Origin of the sequence: Nostoc sp. DedSLP03, assembly GCF_034530815.1 — a bacterium.
Classification (GTDB): Bacteria; Cyanobacteriota; Cyanobacteriia; order Cyanobacteriales; family Nostocaceae; genus Nostoc.
In genome coordinates, this window is sequence record NZ_JAVRCK010000029.1 from 50,956 (window position 1) to 70,368 (window position 19,413).

The following is a 19,413-nucleotide window of genomic DNA, read 5'->3' on the forward strand; positions in this document are numbered from 1 at the left end:
CCCCAAGATTGTCATGGTTCAATTCGATGAACAGCTACGCCGCTTAGTTACAGAAGCCTGTGGACACCAACCTGGAAGCCCTCAGCGTCAGAAGCTGCTCACGCAAATTATTCGCTTGACAGCAAATAGACTCTGGAGGGAAACTACTCCCTACTATCAAGACGCACTACAACAAACTTGGTTGTATTTCTGTCGCAATGTTTGTGAAGGTTTGACAGGTCAAATCTACGATCCAAATTATGGCAGTGTGATCACCTGGCTGAATGCTTACCTAAAACGGAGACTACAAGACTTTTACCTTAAGCAGAACCGAGAACAAGCCACAACAGTTCCTCTGAGAATTCGTCAGTCTACATCCGGTGGAACAAGTGAAACTATCGATCCTGTAGATAACCTACCAGCTACCCCCCAAGCACCTCCGATTTTGGAAGACTTGGAGATATGGGCGAAGACCGATTCGGATGGGGAACTGCGCGATACTTACATTAAAGGGCGTCCAGATGTGAATTGTCAGGTGTTAATTCTCAAACGCTTACCCCCAGAAGTTAGCTGGAAAGATTTATCTGAAGAATTTGGGTTGTCAATTCCGACATTAAGCAGTTTTTATCAACGCCAATGTTTACCGCGTTTGCGTAAATTTGCAGAATTGGAGGGATTATTATGATCGGTGCTGTTAGCGATGCTGAGATAACAGTTATCAGTTATCAGCAAGAATCGGTTGGTAACTGGTCACTGGTCACTGGTCACTGTTCACGAGGAAACGTAGTGCAAGAAAAAATACGTTCTTATTTCAACTATGGGGTTATACTCAGCACGGGCTAAACGCCCCGCTATCCATGTACAGTACTCAGCACTACTGAAACCAATGCACTACCTCCTGCTTCTACCTCCTTCAAGAAACTTGTATATCTTGTAGCTTTGCTACCATTTCTGCACGCGCCGAAACCTTCAACTTCCGAAACATCCTCTTTAAGGCTTGTTTGACGGAATTTTGCGTAATCCAAAGTTTTTCTCCAATTTCTGCATTCGTCAACCCCTGTGCCACTAACTCGGCAATTTCTAACTCACGCGCTGTCAAAGGACTAACTAAAAGGGAATTGGATATTTTGGGTTTTGTTCGTAGGGTTGCCATTTTTGCTGACAAATGAATGCATAAAGCGCTCAAGTCAGCTAAATCGTTACCATTAAAGGCAGGATTTCCCTTGTCACGAGCCAAGTTAAGGGTTCCGACAAGACGACCATCGCAAACAATTGGCCCGGTCATCACGTGTTCGTGGTCAGAACGCGAACAAAAATGCTTCCAGTCTCCTGGCGATAATAATAACTGTTCGTGGGCGGGAGCATGACGCTCAACCACATAGCGTCCCACTGGATTGCTCTCTAAGCATACTGCCGGAATGCCTGAAAGATTAATCTCAGTGGTTGGTTGCTCATCAAGGAGATAAATACCCCAATTTTGCACGCCAAAATGCTCGCTAATTTTATCCGTGAGAGCAAGTCTTAATTCTTGCTCATTCTGGACATTAGCGATCGCATGAAATACAGCGTGTAGAGAATTAGCCATAAGTGTACCCAGTTGGGGACTATCCAAGCCTCAACAATTACTTCTATGCTAATACCAAGGAAACTAAAACGCTAATTACAGTAGCGACTAGGAGAAGCACATGACAGTTACACAACTCTCTGCTCAGGAACTTTTCCGGGCTGCTTATGAAAACCGCTATACTTGGGACAAGAATTTCCCTGGTTATACTGCAAATATTACCTATAAGCATGATGGTAAAGTGTTTACAGGCAAAGTTATCATCAGTGCCAATCTCAAAGCCGAAGTTTTGGATGTAGATGATGAGTCAGCCCAGAAAGCAATTCACGGTCAAGCCTGGGAGATAGCAATTCACCGCGTCCGCCGCAGCTTTGAAGACACTCACAGCGCCAATACGTTTAGTTATGGTAAAACTGACGAAACAGGTGCGGTTGAGCTTTTAATGGGTGGTAAGGCTGAGGGCGATAAATACAAAGTCCGCAATAATGAAGTCTGCCATGTTCACCGTCTAATCCACGGGACTTACGTTACCATTGACACTTTCAGCAGTCACGATACCGGGGAAGGCTACCTGTCTCATACCTATGACTCTGTGTACCATGACCCCAAAACTGGGGAACAAAAGGGCGGTAGAAGCGAATTTATTGATGAGTATGAAAAAGTTGGTGACTATTTCATCCTAAATCGTCGGGAGATTCGCACCGAGACAGCAGGGCAATTTTCTACTCAGGAATTTATTTTCTCTGACATTAAATTGTTGGAACCTGTTGCTGCTTAAGCTGTATTCTGTAATCCAAAAATTAGCGATCGCTCTTGAGTTAAAGAAAGCGATCGCTTTTATTTTTTGGGCATTCCATGCGTAACTGTAGCTCCTCGTAGACATCGCTCAATCACGTTAAGATACTTAATTAGGTGTTCCTAATAAGCGTGGTAATCTACTTTATGAGTCAACTTGAAAACATTCAAGCTGAGTACGAAAAGTTCCCTGAAGCATTTGAGAGTGTAATTATTAGCACTGTGAGCGCACAAGCAATACCCAATGCTAGTTATGCTCCCTTTGTAATAGATGATTCCAAGAATATCTACATTTACGTTAGTGGTCTTTCGATTCACACCAAAAATCTCTATGCCAATCCTCATGTTAGTGTCTTGTTTATCGAGGATGAAGCTAAAAGTAATTTAATTTTTGCCCGTCGTCGTTTGAGTTTTGATTGTACGGCAACTTTGATAGAGCGTGAAACTGACAATTGGAATCAAATTGTTGAGCAATTTCAAGGGCGGTTTGGTGAAATCATCGAAGTGTTGCGCGGCTTGTCTGACTTTCGGATTTTCCGACTAACTCCAAGTGAAGGTCGCTTTGTAGTTGGTTTTGGGGGAGCATATCATATTAGTGGCGATAACCTTCATCAACTTGTTCAAATCACAGGAGATGCCGAGAAAAAGCAAGAATAAATGATGAATTATGAATTGCAAGAATTTAGCATCTAGGAGTCAGAATTTAGAATTTAGAAAGAATCAAGTCTAATGGATACAGCGAATTTCAAGTTAGAGAGGTACACAATCTAAGTTTAAAAGCCAGGTTGAAAGCCTGTTTTACTTCTGAATTCAGAAGGACTGAATTCTGCTATATAACTATTCAGACAGATGTATTTTGACTCCTGAATTAGTTTGACTGTAGGCAAATTCAAATAAACTAAACTTTTTAATTTTATGCTTCAGTTTCAACCTCCTGGCTTTGGGCATAAAGTCATTCATACATTCTTGGGGGCAATGGTTTACTATACCCAAACGAATGCACCTTGGACGATTGCTGACACTGAAGATTTACCTCCACTACTATTTCTCCATAACTTTGGTGGGGGAGCGTCTGCTTATGAATGGTCTAAAGTTTACCCAGCTTTTGCCTCTAATTACCATATTTTAGCCCCCGATCTCATCGGCTGGGGAGAGTCGGCCCATCCAGTGCGGGATTATAAAATTAGGGATTATCTCAGCACGATCGCAGAGTTTATCATCCAAACTTGTCGCCAGCCGGTGACAGTCGTAGCCTCATCTCTTACAGCTGCTTTTGCTATTCGTCTAGCTATTGTTCAACCCAATTTATTCAAAGCACTGTTTTTGGTTTCTCCTTCTGGATTTGATGATTTTGGGCAGGGTGCTGGACGCAGACTTCCGCTTTCGGTAATCAATGCGCCTCTGTTGGACAATTTTATTTACATGTTTGGTGCTGAAAATGAAATTGCAGTCCGAAATTTTTTACAAAGTTTTCTCTTTGCTAAGTCACAACGAGTATCTCAAGAAATGGTGGAGGCTTATTTAACCTCGGCACAACAACCTAATGCCAAGTTTGCTGCTTTGGCATTTTTGCGGGGCGATCTTTACTTCGATCTGAGTTTATATATTCAACAACTGACAGTTCCCACCGTCATTTTTTGGGGAGAAAAAGCACAATTTACCGACATCAAATTAGGGCAACGCTTGGCAAATTTAAATCCAAGAGCAATTCGAGACTTTTATGCGATCGCAGATGCCGGAATATTACCTCATTTGGAAATACCAGAAGTTTTCATTGGTCTGTTGCAGCGGTATCTTTAAGAATTAGGAAAGATTTTCATAGTCAAATCATAGTCAGTCTAAGTACATGGCTTGATCAGGTGTATTAAAATCTAAAATTAGATTGAAAACACGTACATTTTATGCCTTAAAGATAGAATAAGTATTTATGGCTCGGTCGATTTCTACAGGCTAATAGCGAAGCGATCGCCATTGTTGTTACGCATTCTGTGCCAGTAGTCTGGCTGGGATTGATCGTGATGAGTATTTGAAATTTCCTTTCGAGATCGAGCCTATACTTTTATCTTCAGTGAATAATCAGCTAGTTATGAAACAAGAAATTGTTCATCAATATTTTAACTATGTGTAATTACTGTTTTTTATGTAAATTGCAATACACATAAAAAGATGATAGTCTTTTAATGAACATCGCAAACTTGACTCTAACTGCCATCAAAGAACATTACCTTAGTTATTACCGTTGTCATAATTTCTCCATCACTCATATCTCTGCAAGTACTATTCCAAAGTTTTCATAATTTTCTGATTTTTAACTGATATACAAGTAAGGTCAAAAGCAATGCTTATAACTGTGCTGCTGTCTCGTGTCTACTGTACTTTTTTTGGTTAAAGCTTTTATGGACGATCGGGATGAACGCCTGCGCCAATTGATTGCAACAGTGTGCCAACACCCAGATGGCAGCCGAGAATGGCGAAAGGCTATGAGTCGGCTTCTGATTTTAATTCAGGGACTACCAGAATTTAGAAAATACTCAAGTCTAGACTGCCCCGATTATTTTTTAGATGCCCTGAATCAAACTTTGGAGTGGTTCAGCCAAAATGTTAGAAACTTTCAACCACGTACATCTTCAGTTGGAGATGATTTAATAAGATGGATAAAAAGCTACCTTTACTGGCGCATCAAAGATTTAAATTCACCATCTTTCCCTTCAAGAAAAAAATCTCATTTGTCCTTGGATGAAAGCTTTTTAGATCCGGATGCAGATTATAGCGATCGCACTATTCTCTCAACAGAAAGTAGAAATACTAGTACAAATACATCCTTTATCTGAAAAACTCTACTTGCCATATAACCTGAGAATAAATTAATTCTCAGATACAGGAAAAATTATTTAATAAGTTGTATCACGAAGTAATGATAACTTTATTCAATTAAAACGGTTTCGAGGGGATTTTGGAGAAAGCTTTCATATTCAAGTGTCTCATGGTAATTTCACAATCAAGGAAACTTTTGTCATCTGACACTTTTTTGTAGGAGCGTAATGAGTAAGTTAGTTGTCTTGAATTTAGGTAAGGGCGATCTCCATAAAGGTTTTCCTGATGTCACGGTTCAACTTGGGTTAATAAATGACCCACGTGCGATGGAATTTCGCGGAAGTTTACCACCAGCGCCAGAAATTTCTCAACTTTATCGAAATTGGCAAATACTATATTCAGCTCTCTATTGTTACTATGGATGGTGGACACGTCTGGAAGTTGAAGATAATGACATAACAAATTTTTCGGAATTGGAATTTAACGATTTATGTCAGCAATTATCATCTAGAATAAATATTTGGCTCAATTGTGAGCAGTTTCGCAAAATCGACCAAAAATTACGTACGCAATTAAATCCAAATGAAGAAATTTGCTTTGTAATTGCAACTTCTGATAAATTACTACGACGACTTCCTTGGCATCTGTGGAACTTTTTTGAAGATTATCCAAATGCTGAAGTCGCGCTTAGTCCCTTAGAACCACAAAGACTAAATAAAATATATACTCAAGAAAAAAAAGTTAAAATTTTAGCGATTTTTGGCAATAATCAAGGAATTGATATTAGTAAAGATAAGTATTTATTAGAGAAATTATCAAACCAAGCTCAAATAAATTTCTTAATTGAGCCACAACTCAAGGAGTTAAGTAACGAACTTTGGGGGAAAGGTTGGAATATTCTATTTTTTGCTGGACATAGTTCTAGTCAAGAAAAAGGAGTTCTGCAAATTAATCAAACAACAACAATTACTCTAGATAAATTAAAATATGGACTTAAGAAAGCAATTGAAAGCGGATTGCACTTAGCAATTTTCAATTCTTGCGATGGCTTAGGTTTAGCAGAAGCATTAGAGGATTTACACATTCCCCAAGTCATCGTTATGCGCGAACCAATCCCAGACTTGGTAGCACAGGAATTTTTAAAACATTTTTTAGGTAAATTTTCTAGCGGACAATCACTATACTCTGCACTGCGCGAGGCGCGAAAAAGGCTCGAAGGAATAGAAGATAAATATCCTTGTGCAACTTGGTTGCCAGTAATTTGCCAAAATCCCTTGTCAGCGCCAATGATTTGGCAGTCGCACCGAAAGATGCTCACTACTAAAAGTATTTTAATAATATTCCTAACAAGCTTGTTGATAACAAGTTTAGTCATGGGAGTGCGGTATGGGGGTTATCTGCAAACATCGGAACTACAGGCTTTTGACCATTTTATGCAGTTGCGATCGCATCTTGTCACCGAAAAACCTGACGAGCGGATTTTAATTATCACAATTGATGAAGCAGATATTCAATATCAAATTAATAAAGGAATGCAAATGCGATGGTCATTATCCGATCAAGCCCTTGCTCAACTATTAGATAAATTAAATAAATATCAACCACGAACCATCGGTTTAGATATTTACCGTGACGGAATTGTAGATCCCAAATATCCAAATTTAGCTAATCGTTTTCAGCAAGATAATCGTCTATTTTTTGTGTGCAAAGTTGCTACTACCGATGATGATGGCGATAGTGATGGGATTCCGCCGCCTTCTAAAGTTTCAAGAGAACGCTTAAGTTTTAGTGATTTTGTTGCAGATAATGAAGATATTGCTCGTCGTCAGCTTTTACAGTTGACTCCTCCCCCAACATCTCTCTGTAGCACAGAATACGCTTTTAATCTCCAACTAGCACTTCATTATTTAGAAAAAGAAGGCAAAACATCAAATGTTACAAAATCAGGTTATTTACAAATTGGTGATATTGTATTTCAGCAATTAAACGAACATACTAGCGGTTATCAAAAAGTAGATACATCCGGTTATCAAATATTGTTGAATTATCGTTCTCTTGACTCTGTGGAAAAAATTGCCGAGCAAGTTAGTTTGAGAGATGTGTTAGATGAAAAAATCCCATTAGAATCAGTTCAATTACTCAAAGACCGCATTGTGATGATTGGTCTTTCTGCCCCCACCAATACAAATGATTATTGGAAAACGCCTTTCAGTTCCAATTCAAAACCGAAGCAAAAGCAAACACCGGGGGTATTTGTACAGGCGCAAATGCTAAGTCAAATCCTCAGCGCAGTTTTAGATAGCAGACCTTTATTGTGGTGGTGGTCTGGATGGGTGGAGGCACTTTGGATATGGGGATGGTCATTATTAGGAGGTATTACAGCATGGTATTATTTAAAACCGCTGCATCTGGGATTGGCGGTGATAGTCACACTTTTAACAGTATTTGGGTTATGTTTTGGGATTTTTACACTAGCTGGATGGGTGCCATTTATACCCTCAGTATTAGCATTGCTAGCTACCCAAGTAATGGTAATCTCATGGTTTAGATGTTCGCATCTTCGCAAGAGAAAACAATCAAATTTTGATCATGATTAAAAAATTACTTGACCAACCAATTCAACGTGCTTGTGTAATTCCTTTAATATTTATTAGTTTGATGAATTACTCGCAATCAGTGCAGGCACAATTAACAAATTCGATTCCAAACACTGTTAAAAATTCGCCCTCCCAATCCTTTGAGCAACCGAAATTGCCCAGAAACGGCGCACCCACAGGTCGGCGCAGAGCAGGGGCTGGGCGGAGTCCTGAGTGTCCTAAGAATCTCACACGTCTTACTGCTTTAGTACCTGGTGATGCAGAAAAATCAGTTTTGGCCTCAACAGTTGCAGAAAATCCAACTTTTTGGTTTTATATTCCCCAATTACCACAAACCACACGTTCTGGAGAATTCGTATTGCAAGTGCTAGATGGTAAAGATGTACAAAATGTCTATCGAACACCTCTTACTCTGTCTGAAAAACCGGGGATCGTCAGCATTACTTTGCCAGCACAACCGCAATATTCTTTAAAAGTAGATAAGAAATATCATTGGTACTTTCATATTTATTGCGGCGATCCAGATAAAACATCTGACAATTTTTATGTAGATGGGTTTGTGCAAAGGCAAGTGCTGACAGAGGCTCTTGATACTCAGTTGAAGTCAGCAAAACTAAAAGAGTACGTTGTCTATAGTGCTAATAATATTTGGTACGATGCCTTGACTAATTTAGGTCAACAACGCCGTGCAAATCCGCAGGATGCAACTCTTAATCAATATTGGGTTGACTTATTAAATGCAGTTGGCTTGCAAGACATTGCTAAAGAGCCAATTGTACAGAATTACAACTTGGAAAAATAAGACTATTCACACGATGCAGTTACAGATTGATTGAGGTGCTATGTCAGGGATTTAAAATTATATATAGAGAGATTTTGACATCGCTAAACCTAGTTTATTGATCTAGCTTTTTGGCAAACACTTTTTCCATGTCACTTATTCTCGGTAAAATCGAAAAAGTAAAATGAGAGTCCTACAAAGGTTTCAGATTTAGCGATCGCAAGATGCAAAAATGGATAAAGTCGAGCTTACTAAGCAATTGGCAAAGGTAAATATTTAATACTACTTCTTAGAGGTTTGTATGTCCGAGCTAAACAACGATTGCCTAGACGATGGTAATATTAAAATACCAGGGGATAAAGTATTAATTTTAAAATTTCTTGAGTGCAAAAGCACTCTAGCTAGTGGAGGTGTTTGCGACAAAATATCGCTGATAGTCCAAGCTGACAATCTCAAACAAGATTGGAATTTTACTATGTGCGCTGGAGACAAGAAAAACCTCTCTGTGCCTTCCGAGCAGTTTGAAGACTCAGTTCGTGTAGAAGTAGAAGTTCTCGTAGAACTATCTCCTGAGAATACGAGTAAGACGAGTCTTGGCTCTAGAAGCTTATCTCAATTATCTCAATCCGGATACGATTCGATCGCATTCACCAAGATTCGTCCAGCTAATTACGAGCTGACATATCGCATTGAGTTAACGTGAGTTCGATGACCTCTCCCCAACCCCTCTTGGACACGGAGAGAGGCTTAAATATTTTTAAAGGTCAACGAAAAATTAAGGTTTTTAAGCCTCTCTCCTTGCAGGGGAGAGGAATGGAAGCGGGGTTTTTAAAATTCGTCGAACTCACGTTGAGTTATTACGCGAACAAAAGCCGAAACCTAGTCGTCACGTAGCGGCAATTTATGAATTGCCGCTACATTGTGTAGTGTTGATCCCGTCCTAATAATAGCTCTGCCATATAGCGGATTTATAAATAGAGCAGTACTAGAAAACAGCATCACAGTGGCAGGGAATGTCAACAATTAAAATGCCTACTAGCTTATCCAAGGTTTAGGCAAAGTTGAGGCAATTGTGTAAAAAAAGTACATCCAATCAGCCATTTGCTTGTTAGTAGTGGGCTTGATCTAAGCAAACGGTAGGCACTAGTACAGGTCGGCGGAAATAAACATACCATTCAAAACAGCCAGAAAGCCCAAAATTAAAATCTTTTGACTTTTGACTTCCGTCTTGCGACACTAGGCTGATTCTTAATTATTCTCAGTTACCAATGAAACAGCACACTCACACATTCTGGCTTACAGGCGGGATTTTTCTTTTATGTCTAGCCGAGTTCAGCCCTACCCAAGCACAAAACGTCCCAGTTCCAGATACAACCTTGCCTACCAATTCCGTGGTTAACTCCTCCAAAGACAATATTAGCATCACTGGAGGAACCGAGGCAGGTCGCAACTTGTTCCACAGCTTTCAGCAATTCAATATTGGCAAAGAACAAAGAGTTGATTTCGTTAGTCCTAACGCGGCTATCGAAAATATTTTAATTCGGGTGACGGGTGGTAGTCGCTCCGAGATTATGGGAACTCTCAGCACCTCTGGTTATTCTAATCCCAACCTATTTCTAATTAACCCTAAAGGGATTGTTTTTGGCCCGAATGCCACACTGGACATGCGTGGTTCGTTTGTAGCGACAACAGCCAATGCCATCGATTTTAAAAATCAAGGCTTTTTCAGTGCTTCTACTCCTAATAATCCTAAATTACTGACAGTGAATCCTTCTGCTTTTCTCTTCAATCAAATTGCCAATCAGCCGATTAATTCTATTCAAGTAAATCGAGCATCACTGTTGGTTGATAACGGTCAGAATTTGTTGTTAGTGGGAGGCAATGTCACCTTAGATAACGCACAGTTGATAGCACCGGATGGTCGAATTGAGTTGGGAGGAGTGGCAGGATCGGGAACAGTAGGACTAAATCTTGAGGCTAATACTCTACGTTTAAATTACCCTGCACAAGTGCAACGAGCAGATGTATTACTTACGAATAATTCTTATGTTAGTGTAACTAACAAAGGAAGAGGTAGTATTGCAATCAACGCACAAAATTTAGATGTTTTGGAAGAAAGTAGTCTTGAGGCTGGGATAGAAAGTAATTTTGAGTCAGATGGCACTCCAGCAGGAGATATTACGCTTGATGCTACGGAAGAAATAAAAATTTCCGGCAAAAGCTATATCTACAATGATGTGGAAGATGAAGCCGTAGGTAATTCTGGCAGTATCCTGATTAAGGCAGGGTCGCTCTCCTTAACCGACGCCGCTACACTCAGCAACAGGGTCTACGGTGAGGGGGAGACTAAAGGTATATTTGTGCAAGCTAATAAGTCTGTATCTATTGCAAATAGTTTCATTGGTACGAATCTACCTAAAGAAGGAACTGGCGTTGGCAATTCTGGTGACATCAATATTCAAACTGGGTCATTATATTTAACCAATGACTCTAAACTAACTACCAGCACCTTTACAGAAGGACGTGCTGGAGACGTGACTATTAATGCTCAAAATACCGTCTCTGTCGATAATAGCTTAGTCAAAAGCAATACTTCTGGGTTAGGAGATGGTGGCAAGATTGATATCACGACTGGGGAACTCACCTTAACCAACGGTAGTCAAATATCGTCCTTAACCGAGGGAGAAGGGAATGCAGGCGATATTAATATCTATCCCGTCAATGCTTTTAGCTCTGTCAACATTTCTGGGGTTAATACAGATCCAAAAGGGAGATACTCTAGCGGCTTGGTGACTTCTACTGAGAAACAAGGCGCTGGTCAGGGTGGCAATATTAATGTGACTACTGGGAAATTGGGCGTATCAGACGGAGGAGTTTTGAGTGCGCGAACTAGAAATGCCTCTCCAGGCGGTAATATCACTGTTGAGGTTAACACCCTTGAGGCTACTAATGGCGGACAAGTCATCACCAGTACCTTCGGCACCGGACGTGCAGGTGACATCAAGGTAACAGCCACTAACAGCGTAAAAATTTTTGGGAGCGATCCGACTTACTCTAATCGGTTTTACCAGCAATCCAATCCGACTATAGTTGATAAAGTTGATAATGATGGTTCTGCCAGTGGTCTGCTTGCTCGCGTACGAGGTCAGGAAACTGCTAATGCAGGTAACATTCGGGTACAGGCTCGCTCTATTAACTTAGACAACCAAGGAGTGATTTCAGCTACAACCACATTAGGCGAGGGTGGTAATATTGAGTTGCACCCGCAGGACTTTTTGCTAATGCGCCGTGGCAGTCAGATATCAACCACCGCAGGCACTCAAGAGGCTGGTGGAAACGGCGGTAATATCACCATCAATGCCCCTAATGGCTTCATCCTCGCTGTTCCAAGTGAAAATAGTGACATCACTGCCAATGCTTTCACAGGCAGTGGTGGGAGAGTGGATATTCAAGCCAATGGTATTTATGGTATCGAGTTCCGTAAAAGTCCAACTGTGTTGAGTGATATCACTGCTAGTTCAGAATTTGGTACACAAGGCACTGTAGAACTCAACACCCTAGATACTGACCCTAACAGTGGCTTAGAATTGCCAACAATACCAGTTGACACTAAAGTGGCTCAAGACTGCTACAGTCCAGATTATGCTCAAAACAGATTTGCGATCGCTGGACGCGGCGGTTTACCACCTAATCCCAAAGACATTCTCACTCCTGATGCGCCTCAAATCGATTGGGTGTCTGTTAAACCCACTAACAAAAACCGTTCCATACCACCTGTTAGCAGTACAACTACCTCCACTCCCAAACGCATTGTTGAAGCCACAGGTGCGACGCTAAACGCTAAAGGACAAATAGTCTTGAGTGCTAATTCATCTGCCGCACCCTACACTTTCAGACACAACCCTATTCAGTGTCATGGTAGCTAAAGTTACTCATGGTTTGATAGTGTCCTGCTTGCTGATATTGTTCAACAGCCTGATAACTACACCCAGCAGGGCACAGACACTCAATCGCGTACAACCATCCCAAAACAATTCTCCCTCGCTTTTGCAACTTCCGCCACCGCAGGATGTCCAACCACCGTCACCCAAAACACCAACAAATCAACCACTTTTCAAACAACCTCTAAGAAAGTAAGTTTTAAAATTATATGAAATTTTTTCAGCATTTTTTTATAGCATTATTGACTGTATTACTATGTGCCTTTTTACCATATTTTTTTGATTCATCTAATTATTTAACAGCAGCATTTGCAAAATCTAAAGTTGGATTTAATTCTGTTTTAGCAACTACACCTGCTGTCAACCCAACCCAGACTTCTAGCTTAGTACAGCAAAGTCAAGCACTTTATGAAGCAGGACAGTTTGTAGAAGGGGTACAACTTCTCAAAAAAGCAGTAGCTGAATTTAAAGCTACTAATGATGTATTGAATGAAGCTATAGCTTTAAGCAATCTTTGTTTAGCCTATCAGGAATTAGGACAATGGCAAGAGGCAACTGAAGCTATTACACAAAGTATTAAACTATTACAAAATCTCATAGATGCAAATTCTTCACAAATCTTAGCCCAAGCTTTAGATGTTCGAGGTGGACTGGAATTAGCACAGGGACAAACTGAAGTAGCCCTAAGTACTTGGCAATCAGCAACTGAAATTTATCAACGCTTAGATGATACATCTGCACTGGTTCGCGATCGCATTAATCAAGCCCAAGCAATGCAAGCTTTGGGAAATTATCTCCAAGCAGATAAAACCTTAACCTCAGTCCGAGAAATTCTTAAAAACCAACTAGACTCTCCTATAAAAGCGACAGGATTGTATAACTTAGGGAATGTCCGGCGAAGTTTGGGTTATTTAGACGATTCGCACAAAATTCTTAAAGAAAGTTATTCTGTGGCTAGACGAGTGAAAGATGCGATCGCTCAAAGTAATGCTTTACTAAGTTTAGGTAATACAGCCCGCGCTCAAATGTACGCTCAACTTAGTTTGGGTAACTCAAGCAGCGCCAAAGATTATACGCAAACAGCAATTCAATACTATCAACAGGCAGCGCAGATTCCATCAATTAAACCTACTGTACGTCTTTTGGCTCAACTAAATTTATTAAGACTACTGATAGAGCAAAAGGAATTTAGCACAGCAAAAGCATTATTATCTCAAATTCAGTCTCAGATAGACAGTTTACCTCCAAGTCGGACGGCTGTTAATTACCGAATTAACTTTGCCCAAAGTCTGAGCAAAATGACACAGAACTCAGTTGGGCCAAAAGATGTTGCAAAGATGTTAGCGCAAGCTGTCCAAATAGCTAAGAGTTTAAAAGATGAACGAACCGAGTCTTATGCTCTTGGTACTCTTGGTGGTTTGTACGAACAAAGCGGACAGCTAGCCGATGCTAAAAGCCTTACACAACAAGCCTTGGTGAAAGCCGAATCTATTGATGCTCAAGACATTGCCTATCAATGGCATTGGCAGATAGGACGGATACTGCAAAAGCAATCCGATATCTCAGCAGCAACAGCTGCTTATAATCGAGCTTATAATGCCCTCAAATCCCTTCGTAATGATTTAGTTGCGATTAATCCTGACGTACAATTTTCTTTCCGCGAAAGCGTAGAACCCGTATATCGACAGTACGTTGATTTACTGCTGCAACTTCAGGAAAATACTCTTCAAAAGCCAGATAATCTCCTTCAAGCCCGTCAGGTAATTGAATCTCTCCAGTTAGCAGAACTAGATAATTTCTTTCGTTCGCCCTGTTTGTTGCCAAGAGTTAACCTCGATCAATTAGTTGAAAAGCAAAAATTTACGGTTGTTATCTATCCAATTATTTTAGATAATCGACTGGAAATTATTACTAGGTTGCCAGGGCAAGATGCAATCTCCCGTCAAACAACTAAAGTTCCTAAGAATGTCTTAGAAAACGTTGTAGAACAACTACAGAAAGATTTACCCATTGCTAGCCGGGAGCCTGATGTTAAGCAGCATTCACAACAGTTATATGATTGGTTAATTAAACCTATTGAATCAGATTTAGCAAATGCAGATATCACATCCCTAGTGTTTGTACTGGATGGTTCTTTGCGAAACATTCCAATGGCGATTCTTTACGATCGCCAACAGCAGAAATATCTGATAGAAAAGTATGCTGTTTCTTTAATGCCCGGACTACAACTCCTCGATCCTAAGCCTTTACATAACGTGCGGCGGCTAAACGCTTTAATTGCTGGGGTTGAGCAAGAACGCTTGATTGAAGGTAAATCTTTTCCCAAACTCTCAAATGTTACACAGGAATTAAAACTAGTCCAATCTGAAGTGAAATCAACTAAAGAACTCTTAAATCAACAGTTCACTAAAGCTAATCTGCAAAAGCAAATTCAATCTACTTCCTTTTCAGTAGTGCATCTAGCTACTCATGGGCAATTTAGTTCAGACATTGAACAAACCTATATTCTTACTTGGGATAGCTTACTGAAGGTTAGAGAGCTAGATAATTTACTCAAAGCTAGGAGTGAAAGCCAACGAGGAACAATTGAATTACTTGTCCTTAGTGCCTGTAAAACTGCCACAGGAGACAAACGAGCCGCTTTGGGGTTAGCTGGAGTTGCGGTGCGGGCGGGCGCACGCAGTACCCTAGCAACTTTGTGGACGGTAGATGATAAATCTACTAGCGACTTTATGGGTGAATTATACCGACAATTAGATGCTGGAGTAACTAAAGCCCAAGCTCTGCAACGCGCCCAACTTGCGATTTTAGCTAAAGAAAATCGTCCATATTTTTGGGCCCCTTATGTTCTTCTGGGCAATTGGTTATAATTTTTGAAAAAATCTGCCAATCAATGTTTTCATAAAGAACGCGCTATCTCGGGGAAGTGGGGCATTGGACATGGGACATGGAAACAAGAGAATAAGCAGGGGAGCAGAGGGCAAGGGAGACAAGGGGGACAAGGAGGAATTATTGAAACTCTCTTCTTTGTCTCTCGCTTGTTCCTTGTCTCCTTTGTCTCTTCTCCATGTCCAATGCCCAATGCCCAATTTATTATGTCTACCTAGAAAGTAATTGTGCGTTTAATGCTTTAGTAATGCGATCGCCAGAAGCTTCTAAGTGAGCTAAGGTGTAAACATCAAGACTTTCGCCAAGTTGTTTGAGTTTGACATCAATAGCTTTTTGGAGTTGGCGCAATTTATACCAAGCCAATGTCCGACCATCTTCAGGTGTATTAGTAGTACCCAACATCATCTGTAACAAAATATTCAGATGCTCCCGTTGCAATGAACGCCGGATGCTAGAAATTGGCTTTGGCTCTCCGGGGGCGAAAATTTCTGTCCAGATGCCTGTTTGCAGGGTGTCGAACAATTCTGGTATGGAAAGCGCTTCTCCAGGCAGAGTTTTTAATTCTATATCTTGTAACCGATTCAGGCGATCGCTGTCTAATAGCGATCGCAATATCATACTTTGAAAACTCAAAATGCGATCGTGAATTGGATAATCAAGGCGGTTATTAGATGCAGAACTACCCCAGTGTTCCCAACGCGATGGTGCTAGTTGATTGAGCAATTGTGGTGAAAAGCTGAAAGCATCATCTGCAAATACATATTCTTGCAACTTTGTCAATGCTTGGCGTTGTTTTAAAAGTGAAACTGGTACAAATGCCCAAGCATCATTACTGGTATGGAGACGCCGAAACGATTGTCCACCAATGTATTTAGAAAGCAAAGTGGCATTCCGAAAATAATATTTAAGTACTTTATTAAACTTAAGGCGTAGATTACTATAGCTTTCTGTTTTCGAGAGATAACCCCGATCGAGACGCTGCCATATAAAACGAGCATTATCCATTTGCCACTGCGAATACAGTAGCACATCACTACTCATATCCCAGACATTTGCTAAAGGATTGATGTCCCAGATATCTTCATCGCTTGCATAAGATAATTCTGGTTGAGGCGACGCTAGGGCTATCTGGTCTAAAAAACTTTTTTCTGATTCTGGAATCGTTACCTCAAGGGCTGTTGATGGAAATCTTTTATAACCATACTCAATTGCCCATTCGTCATAAGGCCCAATAACTCTTGGGAAATAGTCACCTTGCTGTACTCCCTGTGGTGCTATGTTCACAGGTACATAGTCCATCACCGAACCCACTAAACCTTTGGTGCGAGTGATTTCAGTATTATTTAATTCTTCTGGCGCTAACATGGTGCTGCCGTAAAAGTTGTGGCGCAAACCCAGAGTGTGCCCGACTTCGTGAGCGATGAGAGAACGCAAATATTGATGCACATACTCCTTCATCGTTTCACTACTAGATGTAGTGTTTGGCAACATTGACAACGCCAGCGCCCCCATAACTGCTTGATTTGAAGATTCCATACCATAGCAAGACTCTGAGGAGAAAAAGTGAGCAGAGGAAGATGACGCAAATCTATCCAGGAATTTCCCCACGTCTTCACGTCCTTTGGTATTTTCTTGACATGAATTTGCTTCCATCAGTGCGTGATATTCTTGCTGAACTAAACGCACCATATTGGCATCCACAATGATATCTGCATCCAATATTTCCCCGGTGAATGGGTTGACGCGCATCGGCCCTTTGGCAAAACCTGCATCTAAAGAATTGAACCAGCGAATGGTGTTGTAATGTACATCTGCTGGTTTCCAATCAGCATCATCTGGCATTTGCTGCACTTCAATGGCATTTTGAAATCCAGCTTTTTCAAATGCTTTGTTCCACATCAAAACACCTTCACGAATCGCATCGCGGTATTCTAGTGGTACGGCATTTTCAATCCAATACACAATTGGTTTTTTGGGTGGAGATAAGGGAGCATCAGGATTGGATGGTTCTAGATGCCAGCGATTAATATAACGTACAAATGATTCGCGAGCATTATTATTAGAGAAATCTTGGAAAGCAGTAGTAAAATATCCAACTCTGTCATCAGCAAGTCTGGGAATATAACCATTGTTTTCTCTCAACTGAGAAAAACTGTAGTGTACCTTTAGAGTGAGTGCCCTGCTATCGGGTACAGCGATTAAATTTGAGCCTTCTAGTGATGAAAAACCGTAAATCGAATCAATCTCTACGTTTTCAGGGAAGCTGTTAACATCGCCAAAATATGATTTGCGTACATCTAAGCGGTAATCAGCTTGTAAAGAATATTTTAATATAGGAGTTAATCCAGGTAAATCCTGCATTAGCAGTCCATTCAGGTCGAGCAGAATATTTTTACTTTTTGGATCGATAGTAGCTATTTCGAGTGAATAAAGGACTGAATCGCTAAATGAGCGAGCAAGCGATCGCTGTTCTGGTATACTATCTGTACGGAATTTTAAATTCCGCACAACAAAATGCAATCTATTATTTACTTTTTGGAAATAAAATATAAAATCAGCAAGAGGTAATCCACTATAAATCCCGCTTTCCCCAACCCCTGATTCCAATGTCACTATAGCTAGATAATCTTTATTTAGCTGCTCTGGCTTCAGTTCTAAGAAAACTTTTCCCGAATCCTCGCTGCAATAAAGTGTGAAAAGTCCCTCTAGTTTATCTACCCGATTAACAATCCCATTAAATCGGCAAAAATCCTCCTTTTTAATCTCAGCAAGATTCTTGTCAGCACTTGCTACGTTTTCAACTACTGGCAGTGTATTTAATTGCTGTACATCAATATTAGAAGTATTTGAAAGTTGGTTTGCTCCTGCATAATCATTTGATAGAAACAAGTTAGACAGTAATACTATACAGATTATTAATTTCGTTATCCAGTATTTCATCCTTTGGCTTTCCACCTGAAGCAGTTATCGTGTTAAGGAAAAATGTGGATTAGTTTGTCATCTGCAAGCCCTTCAAATATCTAAGGACTACCATATAAATCCACTTAGTCAGATAAACAATGTCTCTAACCTAAAAGTCTGTGAATATTAATTGTTATTAATAGCTCTTTAGGAATTACCTATTAAGTATTTATGTCTTAAGGCAGATAATTTTTACCGCCAAAGATATATGTTTTTTTTGCTTATATCTGTATTAAAAACCAAATTTAGCATTAAAAATGTATTTAGCGCTACATTTGGCAGCCTAAGCAATATCAAGCATTTTTTATAAAAAAAGAGCAGGGCTTTTAAAAAAGCTGTTATTAAGCAAGTAAATCCTTTTTTCGGATGAATTGTGGAAATTTATGGTAATCTCAACTTTTTTCTCAGATGGTCAATTGGTTCTTCCCAATAGTCTTCAAAGCGGTAGCCCAACAGAAAATCAGCTTTCTTGCCTAGTTCTCGCCCTTTCTCCAGGTTGGCGAAAATCGCTTTGATTTGTTGGGGAGCTAAAATTGGATAGAGCAATCTAGCCAAGCACAGACTGATTTGAAGTGATTTACTGTAGTTTTGTGTAGCAGCAAAAGCAAGTACACCAATTTCTCCTGCATAAGTGGTGTCAAAATCAAGCAAGACATGAAAAATATCATGGGTAACTAAATATCGCAGAGCAAATAGATTACGTTTGGCAATGTCTTCTAGTTCAGGACTAATATTTAATGGTTTTAGTTGATTTGCTTGCATATAATTGGCATATTCTCGTCCAAAAGTGCCTTGAGGATATTGGTTTAATTGGTTCAAATCAATTGCGGGATAATATCCTACTATTGGTTGTAGTTTGGAAGCAACTGTTGAAGAAACTTTAGTACCAAAAAACTCGGATTTAAGAATAGCAATATCACCCAAATTTCTGAGTTTTTATAAGCCAGAATTGCTTTGAGTTGTTGTAGTTTTTTGAGCATAATACTTCTCCGTAATGGGCTAACAACAGTTGAGAAAGAGCCAGTGGTAGACTTTTATACAAAGTTATCTAATATCGAATAACTGTTAAGGACAGAGTTAGGTGAATATGCC

14 protein-coding genes and 1 pseudogene are annotated in these 19,413 nt (G+C 40.1%); 12 read left to right on the forward strand and 3 right to left on the reverse strand.

Annotation, left to right across the window (positions count from 1 at the left end; all coding sequences use genetic code 11):
- The first annotated feature begins 13 nt into the window (after positions 1-13).
- Positions 14-664, forward strand: a complete 651-nt coding sequence (locus RM368_RS15940) for a sigma-70 family RNA polymerase sigma factor (RefSeq protein ID WP_322694952.1) — start codon at positions 14-16, stop codon at positions 662-664.
- 228 nt (positions 665-892) lie between these two features.
- Here the strand turns inward: RM368_RS15940 and RM368_RS15945 are convergent, their stop codons facing one another.
- Complete coding sequence (locus RM368_RS15945) at positions 893-1,564, reverse strand: LuxR C-terminal-related transcriptional regulator (RefSeq protein ID WP_322694953.1); 672 nt, start codon at positions 1,562-1,564, stop codon at positions 893-895.
- 100 nt (positions 1,565-1,664) lie between these two features.
- Here RM368_RS15945 and RM368_RS15950 point away from each other — a divergent pair, with 100 nt between their 5' ends.
- From RM368_RS15950 to RM368_RS15995, 11 genes and pseudogenes are all read left to right on the forward strand, one after another.
- Positions 1,665-2,321 (forward strand): DUF3386 domain-containing protein, encoded by a 657-nt coding sequence (locus RM368_RS15950; RefSeq protein ID WP_322686836.1) that lies wholly within the window; start codon positions 1,665-1,667, stop codon positions 2,319-2,321.
- 164 nt (positions 2,322-2,485) lie between these two features.
- Entirely contained in the window at positions 2,486-2,995 is a 510-nt protein-coding gene (locus RM368_RS15955) for a HugZ family protein (RefSeq protein ID WP_322694954.1), read from the forward strand.
- A 258-nt stretch (positions 2,996-3,253) separates the two neighbouring features.
- The gene (locus RM368_RS15960; protein WP_322694955.1) at positions 3,254-4,138 is read left to right on the forward strand and encodes an alpha/beta hydrolase; all 885 of its coding nucleotides are present in this window, start codon (positions 3,254-3,256) and stop codon (positions 4,136-4,138) included.
- A 563-nt stretch (positions 4,139-4,701) separates the two neighbouring features.
- Complete coding sequence (locus tag RM368_RS15965) at positions 4,702-5,169, forward strand: hypothetical protein (RefSeq protein WP_322694956.1); 468 nt, start codon at positions 4,702-4,704, stop codon at positions 5,167-5,169.
- Positions 5,170-5,251: 82 nt separating this feature from the next.
- Positions 5,252-5,359 (forward strand): annotated as a pseudogene (locus tag RM368_RS38760) (DUF1822 family protein); the annotation flags it as partial.
- A 20-nt stretch (positions 5,360-5,379) separates the two neighbouring features.
- Positions 5,380-7,749, forward strand: coding sequence for a CHASE2 domain-containing protein (locus RM368_RS15970; protein ID WP_322694957.1), 2,370 nt, complete (start codon positions 5,380-5,382; stop codon positions 7,747-7,749).
- Complete coding sequence (locus tag RM368_RS15975) at positions 7,742-8,551, forward strand: DUF928 domain-containing protein (protein ID WP_322694958.1); 810 nt, start codon at positions 7,742-7,744, stop codon at positions 8,549-8,551. Before RM368_RS15970 ends, RM368_RS15975 begins: the two co-directional genes overlap by 8 nt.
- Positions 8,552-8,831: 280 nt before the next feature.
- Positions 8,832-9,233, forward strand: coding sequence for a hypothetical protein (locus RM368_RS15980; RefSeq protein WP_322694959.1), 402 nt, complete (start codon positions 8,832-8,834; stop codon positions 9,231-9,233).
- Between the two features lie 565 nt (positions 9,234-9,798).
- Complete coding sequence (locus RM368_RS15985) at positions 9,799-12,456, forward strand: filamentous hemagglutinin N-terminal domain-containing protein (protein WP_322694960.1); 2,658 nt, start codon at positions 9,799-9,801, stop codon at positions 12,454-12,456.
- Positions 12,446-12,667 carry a hypothetical protein gene (locus tag RM368_RS15990; RefSeq protein WP_322694961.1) on the forward strand — a complete coding sequence of 74 codons (222 nt, stop codon included), beginning with the start codon at positions 12,446-12,448 and terminating at the stop codon, positions 12,665-12,667. Before RM368_RS15985 ends, RM368_RS15990 begins: the two co-directional genes overlap by 11 nt.
- Positions 12,668-12,680: 13 nt before the next feature.
- Entirely contained in the window at positions 12,681-15,341 is a 2,661-nt protein-coding gene (locus RM368_RS15995) for a CHAT domain-containing protein (protein WP_322694962.1), read from the forward strand.
- Between the two features lie 229 nt (positions 15,342-15,570).
- Here RM368_RS15995 and RM368_RS16000 read toward each other — a convergent pair whose 3' ends face one another.
- Positions 15,571-18,300: a zinc-dependent metalloprotease gene (locus RM368_RS16000; protein ID WP_322694963.1), complete on the reverse strand. Its 2,730-nt coding sequence runs from the start codon at positions 18,298-18,300 to the stop codon at positions 15,571-15,573.
- Positions 18,301-18,702: 402 nt separating this feature from the next.
- Positions 18,703-19,245 (reverse strand): Coq4 family protein, encoded by a 543-nt coding sequence (locus tag RM368_RS16005; RefSeq protein WP_322694964.1) that lies wholly within the window; start codon positions 19,243-19,245, stop codon positions 18,703-18,705.
- Positions 19,246-19,413: the final 168 nt, after the last annotated feature.